Origin of the sequence: Streptomyces sp. NPDC059499 (genome assembly GCF_042749285.1) — a bacterium.
GTDB lineage: Bacteria > Actinomycetota > Actinomycetes > Streptomycetales > Streptomycetaceae > Streptomyces.
On the sequence record NZ_JBHYTT010000018.1, the window covers coordinates 83,278 to 101,103 of the forward strand.

Sequence of the window (17,826 nt, forward strand, 5' to 3'; positions counted from 1 at the left end):
TTTGGAACGCACGTCCAAAGAACGGGCCCACCGTAATGGGCCGAACAATACTTAGTGCAAGCCGAACTGGTCGCGCAGCAACCCCGTGCTCAGCCGGAGCGTACGGCCGTCCGGCAGCGTTTCCAGAACCTGCACCCCATCAAAGTTCAGGAGCTGACGCAGTACGGCGGCGAACCCGTCACCGCGGGTGGGCGGCAGTCCGATGCGTTGCGCCAGGGCGGTCACCGGCAGGGTGCCGCCCGCGTCGAGGAGAGCCGCGAGGGCCTTCTCGATCTGGTCCGGCTTCGGCTTTCGGGCCAGAAGGTCGATCTGGTCCCGGTACGCGTGGGAGGCCAGGAGCGCGGCGACCAGGGCTTCGTCCGGGGAGACCAAGGTCGGAGTCACGAGTGTGTCCTCGCCGCCGGGTTCCAAGGTCATGTCGAAGAGGGAGTCGTGGGTCTTGGCGAGTTCGGCCTGCTCCTTCTTCTTCTTGGGTGCCGCCTTCTTCGCCGGGGGAACCGGGACCGGGGCCGGCCGCTGGGCAGGAGCGTTCTCCGGCTCCAGGGACCACCACGCCGGACGCTGATCACCGAGCTCGCGCCACCCCTTGGGGGCTTCCGCGCCGAACGGAAGGAACGCCAGGAGCGGGATGGTGAACTCCGCGAGTGAGGCACCGCCGTGGTAGCCGGCCTTGAGCGAGGTGTAACGGGAATCGGCATCCCACAGCGCGACGATCGTGGCACCGGGCTCGGGCCAGACCACCCTGGGGCCCGACATCACAACTTCCTGGTCCGCCAGTGGGCCGCCTGGGAGGCGGTGCCGGGCGGAGGCCGGATCGACGGCCTCCACCTTCACTCCGTGCCGGTCGACGACGTGCCCGTGGTCACTGGTGAGGATGACGGCCATGCCCTGCGCGGCCGCGACGCGAAGCAGATCCTGAAGCTTGCCGATCTGGTCGACGCGCCACGCGCCGTCGCCGAGCTTCTGCTCCTTGGCCAGACGGTCGTCGATGGTGTTCAGGACGACTGCGACATGCGTCTTCCCATCGGTGAGGGCGTCGGTGAGCGCCGGGCCGAAGGTGTCGCCGGCCGTCTCAGTGCGCAGGTCGTCCTTGTGAAACACAGCGGCCGGTGCGCCGCCCCACAGTTTGTGCCCGGGAAACAGTCGCTTCTCGTCGGCCTGGGTGCCCTTCATCAAGGTTCCCGCGAACAGGGACGTGCGGGACACCGCCGTGAGGGTCGGCAGCGCGGCCGCTACCGCACGGCGCTGCGGCTCATTCTCGGGGAACGGGTCGAACTCGGCCCAGGATCGGCGCAGTTCTTCGCCAAGTTCGTTGGCGATGGCCGCACTCATGCCGTCGAGAACGAGAAGCAGAACGCGTCGTCCATCGCCGTCCTTGACTGCCGGCTTGACGACCTGGCTCAGGAGGGTCTCCACCGTCAGCATCGATCCGGGCTGCGTGCCCGCCTCGGTCCAGACCGCGAGTGAACGTGCGAAGGCCCGGTCGATCGCGCGGCGACGCTCCCGTACGCGCACACAGAGGGTGTCGTAGGCAGCCTTCAGCACGGGCTCGGGGTCGCCGCCCGCCTCGATGTGTTCCAGGGCGAGGTCGGCCCAGCCCGTCTCGGCGATGTGGCGGCTTATGCCGTCTCCGACCGAGGGGGACTCGACGACCGGGTCCGTGGCCAGCCACTGACTGAGCCGGAGCCCCATCCGAGCGCGTTCAACGCGGTCACGGGAGTCCGCAGCGAGGTGGTGCGTGTCCAGGAGGTGGATCGCGTCGACCGTGGCCTTGGGCTCCGCAGCAGCGAGCGCCCGTCCTATGGCGGCGAACCGGGCCTCGAGACCGCCCGCCAGGAGAGGGCTGGCGGCGGCGGCCGACTCGGCCGTGAACTGCCTGGCCAGTGCGGCGGCCCTGTCGAGCACGGTGCCGGTGATCCGGCGTGCTTCTCGAACCTCGTCCGCGTCACTGTTGACGGACCGGTTTCCGGTCGCGAGCTGTGCAGTGACGTACTCCTCGGCTGCCCGGCCGAAGACGGACACCAGTGTGTCGAGCTGTTCGCCCGTCGCCGGGGGCTGCTCGCCGAACCAGCGCTCGGCGCGGCCCCGGGCCCGGTAGGTGTCGGCGTCCGGCTCTGCGTGCAGCCACAGCGCGGCGCAGACCAGGCCGAAGGCCACAGCGTCCGAGCCGTGCTCGGCGTCGATGAGCGCGAGCAGAGCACGGCCCGGGAGTGCGGCCTGGTCGTCCTCGCCGAGGAACGCGGTCAGACCGATGCGCTCGGGTCTGCGCAGCTCCAGCAGTCGCTCGGGACCGCCGCCGCTGAGCGACCAGTGCAGCAGGGTATTCGCGTCGAGCCGGTCGTCGCCGGGGCGGCGAACGGCACGCTCGGTGTCGTAGCGGCCGAGGCGCAGGCGGCGCAGCGCGAGTTCGGTGAGTGCGCGCTGGCGGGACAGCCAGCCGCCGGGTACGGCCGGCCAGCCGCCGGGCGGGGTGGCGTCGAGCAGCGCTTCGGCCGCCCAGTTGGCGTCCTTGAGCCGAGGGTCGATCTCCTCGGCCCTGAACGCCTCACGCACCACGTCCCAGCTGTCGACGGTCTCTATGCGCTGCTTGTGGGCGCGAGCGAGGATCGCCGGGTCGAGTTCGGTCTGCTCCCGGTCGGTGAGCACGACCAGAACGGCGGGCCCGGAAACCCGGTCTGCCAGATGGTCGAGCACCAACTCGTGGACGGCCAGCGGGGAGGCGGCAACCGCGACCCGGGCGGCGCGGCCCTCTCCCCAAGCCGGCTCGGCGGGACCGTCCCACTGGGGGGCGGACCGGAGCAGGACAGCCCGCCGCTTGCCACCGCCCCCGACAGTGAGGGAGGCGGCCAGGGAGGACTGCGACGACAGGTACTGGGTGATGGTGGCGGTGTTCAGCCGGCCTGCGCTCGGTACGGCCTCGGTAGTGGTGCTCATCAGTCGATGACCCGCCAGGTGATCTCAATGGTGGCCCCCGGTTCGCTGGCCGCCAGCTCGGCAAGTTCTGCCTGGAGCTCGGCTGCCGCATGGGCTGCCGTGGTCCGGCCGCCACCCGAGCGCCGGACCTTGCCCGTGGCGGCGGTCGTCGGCTGAGGAGTCTCGAACACGGGCGGGTGGCTGGTCTCGGTGCTGAGAGGAATGTCGGCCGCAGTCGGGGCAGGCGCAGGCGCTACGGGAGCCGGCGGCGGGGCGGCCGCCGCCCGGTTCCGCTTCACGAGCGCCACGATCTCTCGCTGTGTACGGGCCAGGGCGTCACGCAGGTCGCCTGTGCGCTGGTCGCCACGTGCCACATTACGCAGGGACTCGAGCAGCGCGGCGCCCTCCGGACCCTCTCCGGAGGCGAGCTCGAGTGTGTGCCAGGGCGCGGCCCCGAGTGCTTCCGCGACGGAACGGGCCTGCTTGATGGAGGTGCCGTACCGGTCGGCGCTGACCGTGCCCAGATCGAACGAAGCCAGTGTCTCTACGGTCTTCTTCGCCCCGGCGGCCCCCTGACCGGCCCCTGTCGTGAGGGCCTTGAGGAGATCGAGCCCCCGCCTCGCAAGCGCGAGACGGCCACTGTCGTCGGTCTCGTCGAGGCCGAGGAATCCGGCGTGCTCCTCCAGCTGCCGTACGAGGTCGGCGGCGTGCTCCTGGTGGGAGCGGGCGGACTCGGCGATCTGGCGCGCGAACTGGTTGACCATCCGTCCGCGTCGCAGCGTGGGCGCCTTCTGCCCGAAGACCGTCTCGAAGCGCTGGCGGGCCGCGTCCCAGTCGGTCTCGCTCGGCAACGGTTGGCTGCGCAGCGCGTCGTGGTCCTTGATCTGCGTCAGCTCGGGAGCGGGGTCCAGGACGGTGCCGCCGCGCACCCACACCCGGTCGTCCATCTCCGCGAAGGCAGCGACGACGAGCCTGGCGAGGAAGTCGGGCAGGCCGCGCGGCTCGGGCTTGTCCGTCCAGTCGGTGAGCGTGATCAGGCTGAGGTCACCTGTGACACCCTGCGCGCTGGCGAGCTGACGGAAATGATCAGCCCAGTAGCGGGACAGCTCGAAGTACGCCTCCTTCTGCTGCCCGAGCCTGAGCGGGCCCGCGATCCGCTGCATCAGCTTGCGGTCGGAGGCCGGGACCTCGATCCGCCCGTCGCGGGCTTCGGCTGCGGCCCGGACGTGCGTGAACACCTTGCGCGCGTCGGCGGGCTTGACCGCGATCGCGCTCCCGTCGGGGTCGAAGTTCGGGTGCTCCGGGTACTGGTGGGCCAGCAGCTTGCCTGCGACATGTCTGCTGCTGTCCTGGAGGGACTGCCCGAAGGACAGGGTGAGATCGTTTACGTCGGGCAGCGCCACCAGGTGATCGTCGAAGTTCAACGTCACATCGGCGGCCTGCTTCTGTGCGAGCCCGTACGCCTGCTTGAAGGCGCTCCTGACCTGCTTCAGCAGAGCCTCGCGCTGGGTTTCGAGCAGACCCTTGGCACGGCTGCGGTTGTCGGCGTTGAGGTGGCCGGCGTACTGGGTGTCAAAGCGGTGGTCGTCCGCGAGGGCCTTGTCGATGACAACGAGGCGCCGGAAGTCGGCGAGGCGCTGGGCGGAGAGGTGCGCGGGCAGCCAGGCGACCGTACGGGACCGCTCGCCCTGCTGGCGTTCGCGCAGGCGCCGCATCCGGTCGGCGTCCTCGGCGGGCCCCCACTCGCCCTCGTCGAAGGGCAGGTCGACGGCGATCCGCCAGCGTCCGTCATCCTGGGGCATCAGGTCGTGGTCGGGCAGTTCGTCCTCGTCGGCGATGTTCCCGAACACGATCTCGGCGGTGCGGCCGGTGCCACGCCACACGAAGTTCAGTTCGTCGCTGAACTGCCCGTGCTCGACGCCGAGTTCCTCGGACAGCACGCGCTTGGCGAGGGCCAGGCGGTTGCCGGGGTTGTCATTGACCTGAGCGTTGGCGATGACGGAGTCCACGTCGACGCCGGAGAGTTCCAGTCGGACACCGGGGTTGGCGTCGGTGCCGGTCTCCTTGATCTCCGGGAAGCGGGCCGCCCACTCGGCGACCTTGTTCTTGATGATGCCGACTTCGCTGCCCGGGATGGGCGCCATCACGGACCCGTGGTTGAGCGCTCCGAGCCGGCGGATGGTCAGATCGGCGAGCGCGGGCACACTGGGCGCGAGCGCGGACAGCAGCAGGGTGCAGGCGAGCCGGTTGTCGCCCATGAACATGCGGCAGTGGTTGGTCAGTTGCGGGTCGGAGATGGTGTCGGGCCGGTGGAGGAACTGCTCGACATCGTCCTCGGTGACGTCGTACGAGGTGAGCAGATACGGCCGGAGCTTGGTCTTGTACAGCTTGTCGGCGGCTTCGAAGACGACCTTCAGGCTGTCGGTGAACGGCTTGTCGCCGCCCTGCGCGATGACGGGGTACAGGTCGCCGACCGGGACGAGCTGTCCGAGCCGGAGTTCGTCCCGGTGGTCGGCGAGAAGCTGGCCCATCAGCTTCAGACCGGTACGGGAGCGCTGCAGCGCGGACGAGATGTGGACGAGAGTGTCCATGAACGCCGGGGAGAACGGGTACGTCAGCCGGAACGCCTCGGCGTCCGCCCCGGTCGTTCCCTTGTCGGAGCCGAGCAGGGTGTCCCAGACCTGCGTGCCGACCTTCCTGGTCTGCTCAAAGGCCGCGTCGACAAGATGGGCTGCATCGGGCTTCGGCTTGAGCAGCCGGGCGTGCGCGATCTGCGGAAGGTTGCGGTCCTCGAGCGTGATCTTGTCGAAACGGCCGGAAGCCAGGTTGAGCGTGTCCTGGATGGACGACTCGGCCGCACCGGACACCTCCTCGCCGACAAGCTCCCGAAGGTCGCGCTGGCGGGCGATGAACGAGACAATCGGGATAGCCCGGCGCGCGTCGCCACCCTCCACGAAGTTCGTGATCTTGCTGGCTTCGCGGGCGACGAACTTCTGGTCATGGATGAGGGTGGCGAGCCAAAGAATCAGCTCGTCCATGAAGAGGATCAGCCCGTCGTAGCCGAGCGACTTGGCGTGCTCGGCGATGACGGACAGGCCGGCGTCGAGGGAGATGAAACCGTGCTCGTCCTCAGCGGCGTTCTTGGCGAAGCCGGGGAGAAGGTTGGTGCTGGCGTCGCTGACGAGCTTGGCTCGCAGCTCGGCGGGCGTAATCGGGTGGACCAGGTCGAGCCGGAACTCGGCGTCGTAGTTCTCCTCGGCGGCGAGGGCGGTGTCGAGGAGCTCCGTACTCCAGGCGAAGCCCTCACCCCACTCGTCCTCCTCGTCACCGCCGCCGTCAGTGGCGCCTAGGCCTCGTATGACGCCCTCGTCGCCGATGTTGGCGCGCATGGCGCGGATGTCGGCGAAGAGTGAGTCGGTCCGGTACACCTGCGGGGTCGGCGCGTCCGAACGTAGCTTCTTGACGTGGTTGACGTACCCGCCGAGGATGCGCTGCTCCAGCGCCTTGGACCCGAGCATGTGGTACGGCACCAGCAGGAACTTCTTCCCGTCCGTGCCGAGCCACTCGTGCTTGGTCAGTACGGGGTCGAACTCGCCGCGTGCGCGGGCGGCCGGGTTGTCGCTGAGCAGTGCGTAGAGCACGGCCATGAAGTGCGACTTACCGGAACCGAACGACCCGTGCAGGTAAGCCGCCTTGGAAGTGTGACCGTCCAGTGCGGACTTGATGAGACCGAGAGCCTCGTCGAAATTCTCCAGCAGCCGCTCGGTGACCACGTAGTCCTTGAGGGCATGGTCGGCCCCTGAAGGAGTCGTCGCCTCGGCGAGGGACAACACGAAGTCTGAGGTGGAGATGGATTCCTTGATGTCGATGACATCGCGGAGGAGCGGCTGCTGGGCCATTGTCGGTCTCGCTCTCCTTGCGGGCGGAGTGGGGGCGGTCAGGGTGTGAGGGCGGGCTACTTCTTGGTGGCGGCGCGGCGACCGCGGGTGGCTGCAGCGGGGCGCCAGTCATGCAGGTCCTCGTCGGTGAGGCCGTGCTCGCCCTGCTTCTGCTGCCGGTAGGCGGCGAAGAAGTCGGCCGGGGAGCCGCTGTAGTTCATGTCGAACTCGTTGTGCCACTGGTACAGCCACGGCTGGAGTTCGAGCAGGCCCGCAAGGAACGGGGTGATCTCCTCGGTCGAGAGCGGGTGGTTGGTGAAGTACGTGGCGAGGGCTTGGGCTTGCTCCCGGTGATCCCAACCGGCCCACCCATACAGCTCGGGGGTGGTGGTGTTGATCTGGGCGTAGGAGATGAAGCGCTCCTTGGGTACGTCGAGCTTGCCGCGCGCCCGCCAGTAGGAGGGGCGCAGGAAGTCGGCCGACGTGTACTTCGGCGGTACCGGGATGGCGTCCCGGACCTTGCGCTTGGCCGGCTCGTCGGGCGCAGCGTCCTCCTTGCGTTGGAGGTCCCACACCTCTTCCCAGTCGGCGCGCTTCTTCAGACCGGTGGGCTTATAGCGCAGCGCGGGGAGGTACGGAACGTGCTCGTCGGTGAGCAGTTCTGCGACGACCTTGGGGAGGTCCTTATGGGGGGCGTAGAGCTTGGCGACGGAGACGAAGTCCTCGTCACGGGAGAGCGCGTCCGTAAGGCGGGAAAGGGTGACGAGGGCGGGCAGGCCATTCTCGTCGTACCAGTGGTCCCGGTTCTCGATGCGGTGGAGCAGCCAGGAGCGGAGAGCCTTCACCTGGAGGACGTCCCACCCCTCCCCCTCCCAGCGCCGCTTGAATTCAGGACGCTCGATCATTCCGATCGCACGACTCTGCTCGATGACATCGATACGCCGTTGCACGACAGCCTTGTACGCGGTAGGCCAATGTTCCGGCGGCTCGGTCAATTCTGTGAAGCCGTGGCGCCTGAACCAGTCGGTAGGGATCGCTTCAGACACCACTCGCCGCGCCAGTACGATCTCGAATGCACGCTGGCCAGGCTCAATTTCAGGCACTTCAGCCACCGGAACGCCCAAGTAATCGTCGTACAAGCCGTACAACGAGTAGGTCTGCCAGTCCAACTCTTCCTGCAGGGAAACCATGCGAGCACGCGTGGACTCCCAAGTACTCCTGGCTTCCCTAAGATCGTGCGCAGTGGGAGTGATCCTGCTGACAACATCAACGGGGCTACTAGCTACCAGCTGCCGGGCGAGGGCGTCTAGCGCGATAGCCAGTCCACGGGGATATTCAGCAGGGAGAGGGAACTCTTGCACCTTCGTGCCGGTGAACTCGAAGAACTCTTCCCACTTCTCACCCCTAAGCCCTTCATTAACACCGCCATTACCTTTACCATGACTCACTTGCTTGAGCCAGAAACAAGCGGTGGAGCTATTAAGGAGACCGAGCAGAGACTGATGCTCCTCCTCGCTTGCCTCCTCCCGCAACTTCATCATCGGAGCAGTTTGCTTGAACACCTTCTCGCCGCGATCCAGAGCAAAATGATTATGGGTAGCTACAAACGCAAAAGAAATTGATAGCGGAGAACGCAGCTTCTCTCGATAGAGTTCACCGTACTCGTACCATTTAACGGCAGGCAAAGATTCAATGAATTTTCCAAATCGCTTACGACGTTGCAAAACGCGCCGATTATTCCACATCACACGCATAATTGCGGGAATACACTCTTGACTCAAGACATTAAGATTCGCATCGTAAGGCCACACACTGGTGACTTGAGGCTCAATCACATAGTCTCGAACCGCATCGCCCCCAACCATGGGAATGGTTTGCTCGATACCGCGACGTCGGGCTGATGACGAGTTGGGGAAGAAAAACGCGTCATCCTCGGCTGTGATTCCGCCGAACCCGACGTCCAGAGCCAGAACCTGCCGTAGGCGCTGAACCTTGCGGACTTCGATCTCTTCGACCATCTCCAGTCCGCCGTCGGCCAAGATCCAAGGCTGCTGACCAAAGTACCGCTCTCGACCAAGGTTGTCGACGGAAACCCACTGACTGATCGACCCTGGCCTGTCAATCTGCTCAACGATTGCACGCCAGACCAGTCCGTTCTCGCCACTCTCAGGTGCGGTCGGCTCACCCTGCACGCTTCGCACCGTGCGGATCGTATCTGAACGCCCCCCTCCTCCGCGACGCCTACCAACGAGAATGACAGTCGGTGTGCCATGCCCCGGAATGTACGCTCCAGAGGTGTCGATGACCTCAGTCAACTCCACTTCGTGACCGAAGTATCCCTCGATCAGTTTCGTGCCGAATCCCCGCTTCATGAAAGAATTCGCAGTAATCTGACCGACCATGCCATAGCCTTGACCTTCGACACTTCCTCGCTTGGCCAGCTCGAAGAACCGCTGAGCGAATGGCACCGACAGCGCATATTTGCCTGCGCAGGCGTCATACAACTCCCGATACAACGCATTCAGCTTCTTGTCCTTGACCGTGATGTATGGGGGATTCCCAACCACCACGTGGTACCGACCCTGCTGCAGAATCCTGGGGTGCTCAAGAACGTCCTCCGTTACGTACGCAAACGTCGCCAGGTCATCCGCACCATCAACGCCGTCAAAGAGCCCGAACTGCCGAGCCTTGATGAGCGAGTCCCCCACCGCCAAGTGAATCGGCCAGGCATACATTGCGGCCTCTGTCATCGTCCGCACACCACTCGCTGCCATCGCCGCAACTAGCAGCCGGAACCGCGCAATAGCCACCGCGAACGGGTTCAGGTCCACTCCATGCACCGAATCCAGCGCGGCCCGCACCTGCTCGTGCGCGTCACCCCCCGGCTGTCCCTCACCCCACAGCCGCACCAGCCGACGGAACGCCCCCAGCACGAAGTGCCCCGATCCGCACGTCGGGTCGATCATCTTCAGGTCTTCGTACCCGAACTCCCGCACCGCCGGATCCATCGTCCGGTCGAGGATGAACTCCTCCACGAACTCCGGGGTCTGGAGCAGCGCATACGTCTTCCGCGCGGCCTCGCTCAGGTCCTGGTACAGATCACCCAGGAAGCGCGTGTCCCACCCCTCCGTGCCGTCCTCGTTCAGCGGGTCCGTGAAGTCGTGAACGAGCGCCCCCGCCTCGTCCCGCCCCCGCCAGAACTCGACCAAATCCCGCGCCCCGTCATGCGACAGAGGGATCTGGAACAGTGGATTGTGCTCTCGGTTAAACAGCAGCCGACCCGCCTGCCCCGCGCCCAGTTCCTCGAAGGCATGCTCCAGCCAGCCCCGATATGTCGGGTCCGCGTCCGACTCCACGTACGCGTCGTACCGCGCCTCGGCCAGCTCCCGCTGATCCCCGTCTGCACCTGTCAGGTACGGCTCCGGAATCAGCCGGTTGTCCTCACAGAACCGCACGAACACGGTCCCCAGGACCCATGCCGCCCCCACCTGCGTCACACGCTCGTCGAGCCACGAGTTCCACGTCGCCCCCGTACGCCCCAGCTTGCGCGCCTGGTCGTACTCGGCGCGCAGCCGTGCCCCGACCTCGTCAACGGCCTTCACCTGCCGCGCGAGGTCAGTCTCGACCGCCTTGACCTGCTGCTTCAGGTCGTTCAACAGAGCCTTGCGGTCAATCACTTCGCGTCTCCCTCGACACTGACGAAACTCTCACCGGACGACGCGCGGTGCACGTTGCCCACCCACGTGTCCGGAAGCTGAATCCACTCCCCCAAGCCGGCCTGGTAAGGCACAGCCACCTGCCCGAGCCTCGGCTCCCGCGAGGGGTCGCCCTGCGGGACGAGCAGCCACAGACCCCGCCCCCCATGCCGTGCCGCGCTCGCCAGCCGGTTCAGGACTCCCATCGCGTCGTACCGGGCGAACACCCCGGCCTCTGTCAGCAGCACGGGCCCCGTTCCGGAGCTCAGCAGCTCACGCACCCGCGGCTCCACAGCACCCCACGCCGTCCGCGCGTAGTCGGCGAAGTACCTCGCGCCCTTCGACCCCGCCTCCGCGACGTCTGCCTTGAGCAGCGTCTCCCACGTCGGCTTCGTACCCGGCGCGACCAGCCCATGCATGGCCTCCAGGAACAACTCAGTCACCGATACAACGCCCGCTTCGAATCGTTGGCCGCTCAACTCCCGTACCGCATCCTGCGAGAGCCGCTGTGACACGGTCAGTACCCGGTAGCCGTCCCGCCGTGCCGAGGCCAACAGCCGCTCGTCCGCGCGCACCGCGCCGGCCAGCTGCGGGTCGTCCGCGTACCGCGTCGCCGAGCCAGTGCGCGTGGACTGCCGCCAGGCGCCGCTCGTGAGGTAGCTGGACGCGTGGTCCATGCGCGTTGGCAGGTAGCGCAGCGTCTTCGTGTCCTCGCGCGTGGACAGCGACAGGTCGAAGCCTGCGTCGCGCAGCGCCTTCGTCAGCGGGCCGCCCGTCGGCAGCTCGTGCGAGGTGCTGCCCCGCCCGTCCGGGACGACCAGCTCTGGGAAGCGCGCTCGAACCCGCTCGTGCACGTCCTCGCCGGTTAGACCGGGCTGGCGACCTTCCGGCACGCCCGGGATGAGCCGCACCAGGCCAGCCTGCGTGAGCCGCAGTGCCCGCACCAACGACAGGTCGCGCGGGTACACCTCGAGCCTGGGCGTCGCCGCCGCGTTTACCGAGGCTGCTGCCGCCAGCTCGACCACCCGCCGCTCGTCCCAGTCGATCGTGCCCGGCGGCACGGTCAATGCCCCCAGCTCGGCCAGAACCGTCGCTGTCGTCGGCAGGGTGTCCAGCTTCGCCAGCCGGTCGGCGGTGCGGCCGAGCCGCGTCGCGTACTCCAGCAGGCCGGGCGCGGTCGGGGTGTCCGGTGCGTCGTCCGCGCGTACGTCCAGGGCCAGCAGGCCCGCGCCCAGCGACTCCTCGGTCGCCTTGCGGTTGGGCTGATGCTGGAACTCGGCCTCTTCCGGGATCAGTTGCTCAACCTCGACCACCGCCCGCACTGCAGCGAGGGCGAGCGCCCGGCGCTGCTCCCGCTCGGCGAGCTGAGTGCCGCGACGGACCGCGAGCGCGTCCGCGATCTCGGCGGCGGACGCGACGCGCCCCATCCCGGCAACGAGCTGCAGGATCTCGTCGCGGAGCGCCTGCACCGCAGGCTGCTCCTTCCAGCGCTTGCGCTCCTCCTTGAGCATCTGCGGGATACGACCTGCGCTCAGGTCGAGCGCGTCCGCGACGTCCTTTTGCTTGGGCCACACACCGATGTCCGGCAGGACACCGTGCTCGTTGGGCAGACGCAGCAGCAGTCGGACCATCTCGGCCTTGTTGCGGTTGGAGCCGTTGTTGTTGACCGCCGGGACGAAGATCGTGGCGAGGGTGTCCAGGCTGATGGAGCGCAGCGTGCGGGCAGAGAGCGCACCCGCCGAGTCGCCGGTCGCGAGCGTGCCGGCGAGGGCGGATTCGGCAGCGGTGAGCTGTTCCAGTTCCTCCTTGGCCTCCGCCCGCCCCTTCGGCGTGAGCGGCGAGACGGGGGCCTCGCGCAGCTTCTCGCCCCACTCGCGCTGGCGCCGTTGGACCTCGTTGCGGGTCTTGGCGCCGAGGCCGGGTGCGTTGACAAGCTTGCGGCGGCTGTAGTCGAGCAACCCACCGACCGTCGTGACACCGAGCCCGTAGAGGAAGGACTCGGCTGCGCCCGTGAGGCCCGCAACCGAGAGATGGGTATCGCGGTTGACGTCGGCGGCAAGCTGGTCGCGCTGCTGCTCGGCGGTCTCCTGCTCGGCTTCCGCGATGACTGCCGGAGGTGCCTCGCCACCCTCAGCATGCCGGGGGCGATGGCTCGACGGCACAGTCTGCGAGGCGTCGAGGAAGATCTTCCTCCAGCCGTCGCGCATCGGCTTCAGCTCACGGAAACGCTGGCCCGCGTCCCGGTGCAGGGCCTTCTGGAAGAACGCGACGAGCCCGTCCCGTACGGCCGGATCGAATGCCTCTGCCGCGATCGTCGGGAACGGCCACTCCTTCTGGTCCGTCATGCGCGGCAGTTCGGACCCGTCGCCCCACCTGGGCAGCTCGCCCGATGCCATCTGGTGCAGGGTGACGGCCACCGCGTAACGCTCGGCGTGGGAGTCGTACGAGCCGCGCGTCAGGATCGCGGCGAACGGGTCGAGGTAGCCCTCCGTGCCCGCCTCGACCTCCTTCGCCGGGTATCCGGCGAGCGAGAAGTCGATCAGGACCAGCTCGCGGGTGCGGTTGGGGCGCACGCGGATCGCGATGTTGTCGGGCTTGATGTCGCGGTGCCAGACGCCTTCGCCCTCCAGGAAGTCGACCGCGCCGAAAAGGTAGTCGCCGTACGCCTCCAGCTGGTCGATCGGGAGCCGACCGCTGTCGCGGAGCTGCCGGGCGACGGTTTCCTCACGGCGGCGCGTGCGCGAACTGCCCTCGCCGGGCTCGTCGTTGCCGTCCCGCTCGTCGCCGACGTACTCCAGGGCAAGGACAGTACGGCCCGCGATCTGCAAGGGCTCGGGCTCGACAAGGCGGATGATGCGTGAGTCGGGCCGCAGGCGGCCCATCACCTCGGCCTCATGGGCGAGGATCTCGCCGCGGTTGTCGGAGAGCGCCACCTTGAGCACGGCCAGGGCGCGCGTCTTCTTCACCTCGGCCTGAAGGTCGCGCACGAGGAAGGCACGGCTCGTCGAGCCCGTACCCAGCCGTCGGCGGATCTCCCAGCGTCCGGCGAGCACATCGCCTGCGACGGCTTCGAGGGGGTCCTTGTCAGGGGCGTCCGGGGTGGCGGGAGCGGGAGCCGTGAGGGAATCCTCGACGATCTCCAGCATCTCCAGGAACTCGTCGACCGAGGAGAGTCTCTGCTGCGGCCGCCATGCGGTCGCCGCCTGCACCAGCTCGTCGATGTCCTCGGAGAGACCGTCCACGAGCGAGCTGGGGCGCAGGCCCTCACCTGCCTCCAGCCGGGCCAGCAGCTCGGCCTGGCTGGCAGCCGGGGCCTTGCCCGTCACGAGCAGATAGGTGAGAACACCGAGCCCGTACACGTCCAGATACACCGGGTCGGCGTTGAGCGCGGTCAGCTCAGGTGCGAGGTACGCGTCGGATTCCTCGCTCAGGTGCATCGCGGACAGGGCGGTCGGCGCGAACCTGGTCATCCCCTGACCCTGGGACGAATCACCGCTGCGCTGGGTGGCGATCTGCCAGTCGGAGACCTGCAGGTTCGGGGTGAGCCAGGCCGCTTCCTCCCCCACGGCCTGTCCCTGCCGGCCACGGCTGCGCGGCACGACATTCACGGAGCGCGCGGCGAGCGCCCGGTGGTGGATGCGGCTGGAGTGCGCGGACCGCATAGTCTCCGCGAGCTGCCGTACCAGCGCCATCCGGCCGAGGATGTCGAGCTTCTCCCCGTGCTGGACCAGGTACTCGTCGAGCTTCAGGGTCTGTGGGTGGTAGTCGAAGATCAGCGCGGGTCCGGCGGAGTGCCCGGATGGGTCGTACTGCTTGAGCTCCACGACGCCGGGGTGCCTGAAGCGGCGCAGGACCGCCGCTTCGCGCCGGGCGGCGTTCTCGACGGACTGCCGGAGGGAGGCGTCCGAGCCGCGTTCGCGCAGGTAGACACGGACACGGGCCAGCTCGGGCAGGTCGCTGTGCCGGGCCAGGTAGTCGGCCCAGGTCGGTCCGGAGTCGAACGACTTCCGCTCCAGTTGGTAGGGCCCGACCTTGTACTCGGCGTCGCTGCGGCGGATGCCGACCCGCTCGATGGCGGTCTTGATCTCGCGGGAGCCGACGGCGGTGATCCGGCGCCGCTCATCATGCGGCGGCTGCTTCAGCATCTCGACCAGCTCGGCGATCGTGTAGACGCCGTTCTGGTCGTGGGCAGGCAGACGCACGCGCAGCGAGTTGTCTGTGAAGCAGACCGCCTCGCCGACCCACACGTTCCTTACGTTCTGCCGGAGCAGGCCGGCAAGCTCCTTGGCCTTCTTGTTGACGAGGTGCAGCGGGTTGCCGTGCGGGCGGCGGCGGCCCCCGGGGGTGGTCTGCACCCAGGTGCCGTTCTCGGCGGTGACCGAGCCGTGCCAGTCCTTCAGCTCGATCATGCACATGCCGCCGGGTGCGACAACCATGAGATCGACCTCACGGACGTGGCCGGTGTTCGCGGTGAAGGTGAAGTTCGACCAGGCCCGCCAGGGATCGGAGTCCGGAAGCTTCTCGCGGATCGCCTCCAGGCCCCGGCGCTCATGATCGAACTCGGACTCGGTGACCGTGGTCCACCGGCCTTCCCGCATGTACTGCCCCACCCTTCGATCCGCTCATGCCACCGGCCGACGGTTCACCCGTTTCGGCCGGTCAATCCCCCACTGTCAGATCCTAGTCGCTGGGTGTGACATGGGGAGAGTCAGTGAAGGACAGAAGGATCGGATATAAAGCCCGTACGGTACATGCGTCATACTTGTTGGTGCGAGCCGTACGTTCGCCAGAGAAATCAGAGTGTGACATACCCGATGAAGTCGGCCCAAGCTGCCGGGACAGCGGTCAGCTGAGGCCCGTCGCTCTCCTTGGAATCGCGGACATACACAGCGTCGGGCCGCAGCGTTACTTCCACGCAACTGTCACCCTCGGAACCGCTGTAGCTGCTCTTGAACCAGAACAGCTCGTCGATGGCGCTCATAGTGTTCCTCGCATCCGCTTCAGCAGATCCGCCGAGTCCGCCGGGGACAAGGCCTGTGAGCGCATCTTGGCATAGCGCATCTGCATCACGCTGACCGCTTTCGGCTCAGAGATCAGCTGGCCCGTCTTCTGCCCCTCCGCGTAGCCCAGCCACTTGTGATCCGGCGTCTCCAGGAGCTGCATCGGACCGTCCATACCGGCGTGATACGGCTGCTTCAGCGGCATGATCTGCAGCTCGACGTTCCACAACTCGGCACAGGCGATGAGGTGGTCCAGCAGCTCCTGTAGGACGTCGTCCCCTCCTGTGCGCAGCTCCAGCACCGACTCGTCGACGATGAAGCTGAACGCGATGGGCGGCTTCCGGGTCAGCAACTTCTGCCGCGCCATGCGCGCTGCGATTCGCTCCTCCAGCTCCTCCTCGGTGGGCGGCGGCGGGACGTTCAGCATCACGGCCCGCGCGTACGCCTCCGTCTGCAACAGGCCCGGGACCACCCGGCACTCGTACGTACACAGGCTGACCGCCGTCGCCTCCAGCTGCGCCCACGCGCGGAACCAGGCGGCAAGGCCAGGCTGCCGCCCCACATGGCGGACCACCGCCCGCAGCACGCCGAACGCATCCAGCACGTCCTCCGCCCGTTCGACGAAGTGGGCTGTGGGCATCCGCCGGCCCTGCTCGATGGAGGCAACGGAGGCATGCGAGTAGACCAACTGCTCGGCGAGCTGCTCCTGTGTGAGCAGTGCCCGTTCCCTGAAGACCTTCAACGCCGCTCCGAACGCCTTCAGGCTGTCGGATGGTTCGGGTGCAGTGCTGTTCGCCATAGGTGGCGACCCCCTTGTCGTGCTCGTCGCACTTGTTGCCCTCGTTCAACCTGCACAACGGCTCCAGGGTCACTTCTGGTTACTCATACAGTTCAGATAGTGAACTCGTACACGGGCTCCTGTACGGGCAGGTACGAGCTGGCCTGAATCGCCTCCACGGTGCACGACGATGCATAAAGTCCCGTCATTCGGCATATGACTTCGGAGTCCGGGCCGATCACCTCGGGGGCGGGCATGACAGCAGAGACGACTCTTCCTTTTCCGGTGAAGGAGCTCCTGGCCGCTGTCCGTCTGGAGGAGGCGGCGGAGCTGCGTAACGATGCCAAGGACGCACCCAAGGTTCCTCTCTCCTCAGGGAAGAAAATCTCCTCCTCGGATGGTCGGCACGAGTACCTCTTCGGGTGCCGCACGTGGAAGGAGGCCCTGAACGGCAGGCCGGTCCTGCTGCGACCGTCACGGTCCACCGGCGACTGGGCTCCGGCCGAGGTCTCACGCATGCCCGAGGGCAAGGTCCGATTGACCACGGCTGCGGACCTCGGCGCCGCCCCTTCGAATGTGCAGATCCGGGAGGACGACACAGCAGGCTTGCGAGTCCTGGCCGAACGCTTGCAAGCAGTGGGACAGCCGGACCATCCGGTTCGCCTGGAGAGCGCTGGCTGGATGGTCGGCCAGGGGGCGCCGCGGCTCGGCAGTGAGCGGTCAGTCGCCCGCTGGGTATCGAACTGGGCTTCGCTCCAGCTCAATTCAGGACAACGTCGGGCGGTCGCTCAGGCGCTCGCGAGTGAGGTCACCTTCCTGTGGGGGCCACCGGGAACGGGCAAGACCGATGTGGTCGGGCACATCATCGAGGGCACCTGCCGTCAGGAACTCACCGTGCTGTTCCTCGCTCCGACGAAGGTGGCCGTCGATCAGGCGCTGGAGCGCGTCTGCGACCTACTGGCCGGCGAAGTGGGCTTCTCCGAGGGACTGGTACAGCGCGCCGGGGAGATCACCGTCCTGTCCCTTGAGGAGCGGTACGGCGATCAGGTCGACCCGCAGCGCATCGCGGCGAGGCTCGCCGTCGAGCTGGACGCCGTTTCGACGGAACGCAGCGGCTCCCTTCGTACGGTGCACACCCACATCACGGTGCACGACAAGGTCCGCGTTCTTCGAGACGACCTCGCCACAGCGCAGCAGGCAAACAGCGGCGCAGCACAGGCCAAGGCTGCGGCAGCCTCCGCGCAGAATCACGCGCGCCAGGAGATAGCCGAACAGAGCGCCGTGGTGACGAAGATCGGTACGCCGGACGGCATGTTCGCGGCACGAAAACGCAAGCAGCTGGAACAGGCCCAAGAGGTGATCACGAGCGCCCGTACGCGCCTGGAGCAGACGGCAACCAATCTCGCCGCCGCGGAGCGCGCGCAGCGGCATGCCATCGCGGAGGTCACCCGTCTTCGGTCTGCCCTGACGAGCAAGGAACCGAAGCTCGCCGGTCTTCCCGACCGCGCGGCGCTGGTCACCCAGGCCGACCGGCTGCAGCAGGAGATCAACGCACTCTAACA

Annotated in this window: 7 protein-coding genes; 1 reads left to right on the plus strand and 6 read right to left on the minus strand. The window is 67.3% G+C overall.

Going from position 1 to position 17,826, the window contains the following annotated elements:
• Positions 1 to 51: 51 nt before the first annotated feature.
• The 6 genes from pglZ to ACFW9O_RS31030 all read right to left on the minus strand — a co-directional run bounded on the left by pglZ (position 52) and on the right by ACFW9O_RS31030 (position 16,285).
• Complete coding sequence (gene pglZ / locus ACFW9O_RS31005; protein ID WP_384613917.1) at positions 52 to 2,934, minus strand: BREX-2 system phosphatase PglZ; 2,883 nt, start codon at positions 2,932 to 2,934, stop codon at positions 52 to 54.
• The gene (locus tag ACFW9O_RS31010; protein WP_384613919.1) at positions 2,934 to 6,812 is read right to left on the minus strand and encodes a phage resistance protein; all 3,879 of its coding nucleotides are present in this window, start codon (positions 6,810 to 6,812) and stop codon (positions 2,934 to 2,936) included. Before ACFW9O_RS31010 ends, pglZ begins: the two co-directional genes overlap by 1 nt.
• Before the next feature lie 56 nt (positions 6,813 to 6,868).
• The gene (gene pglX / locus ACFW9O_RS31015; protein WP_384613921.1) at positions 6,869 to 10,468 is read right to left on the minus strand and encodes a BREX-2 system adenine-specific DNA-methyltransferase PglX; all 3,600 of its coding nucleotides are present in this window, start codon (positions 10,466 to 10,468) and stop codon (positions 6,869 to 6,871) included.
• Positions 10,465 to 15,084, minus strand: a complete 4,620-nt coding sequence (gene pglW, locus ACFW9O_RS31020) for a BREX system serine/threonine kinase PglW (protein ID WP_384613923.1) — start codon at positions 15,082 to 15,084, stop codon at positions 10,465 to 10,467. The genes pglX and pglW overlap by 4 nt, the downstream gene beginning before the upstream one ends.
• Before the next feature lie 197 nt (positions 15,085 to 15,281).
• Complete coding sequence (locus tag ACFW9O_RS31025; protein WP_384613925.1) at positions 15,282 to 15,467, minus strand: DUF397 domain-containing protein; 186 nt, start codon at positions 15,465 to 15,467, stop codon at positions 15,282 to 15,284.
• Positions 15,464 to 16,285: a helix-turn-helix domain-containing protein gene (locus tag ACFW9O_RS31030; protein WP_384613927.1), complete on the minus strand. Its 822-nt coding sequence runs from the start codon at positions 16,283 to 16,285 to the stop codon at positions 15,464 to 15,466. Before ACFW9O_RS31030 ends, ACFW9O_RS31025 begins: the two co-directional genes overlap by 4 nt.
• Before the next feature lie 495 nt (positions 16,286 to 16,780).
• On the opposite strand from ACFW9O_RS31030, the gene ACFW9O_RS31035 reads away from it, so the two are divergent.
• Positions 16,781 to 17,824, plus strand: coding sequence for an AAA domain-containing protein (locus ACFW9O_RS31035; RefSeq protein WP_384613928.1), 1,044 nt, complete (start codon positions 16,781 to 16,783; stop codon positions 17,822 to 17,824).
• Positions 17,825 to 17,826: the final 2 nt, after the last annotated feature.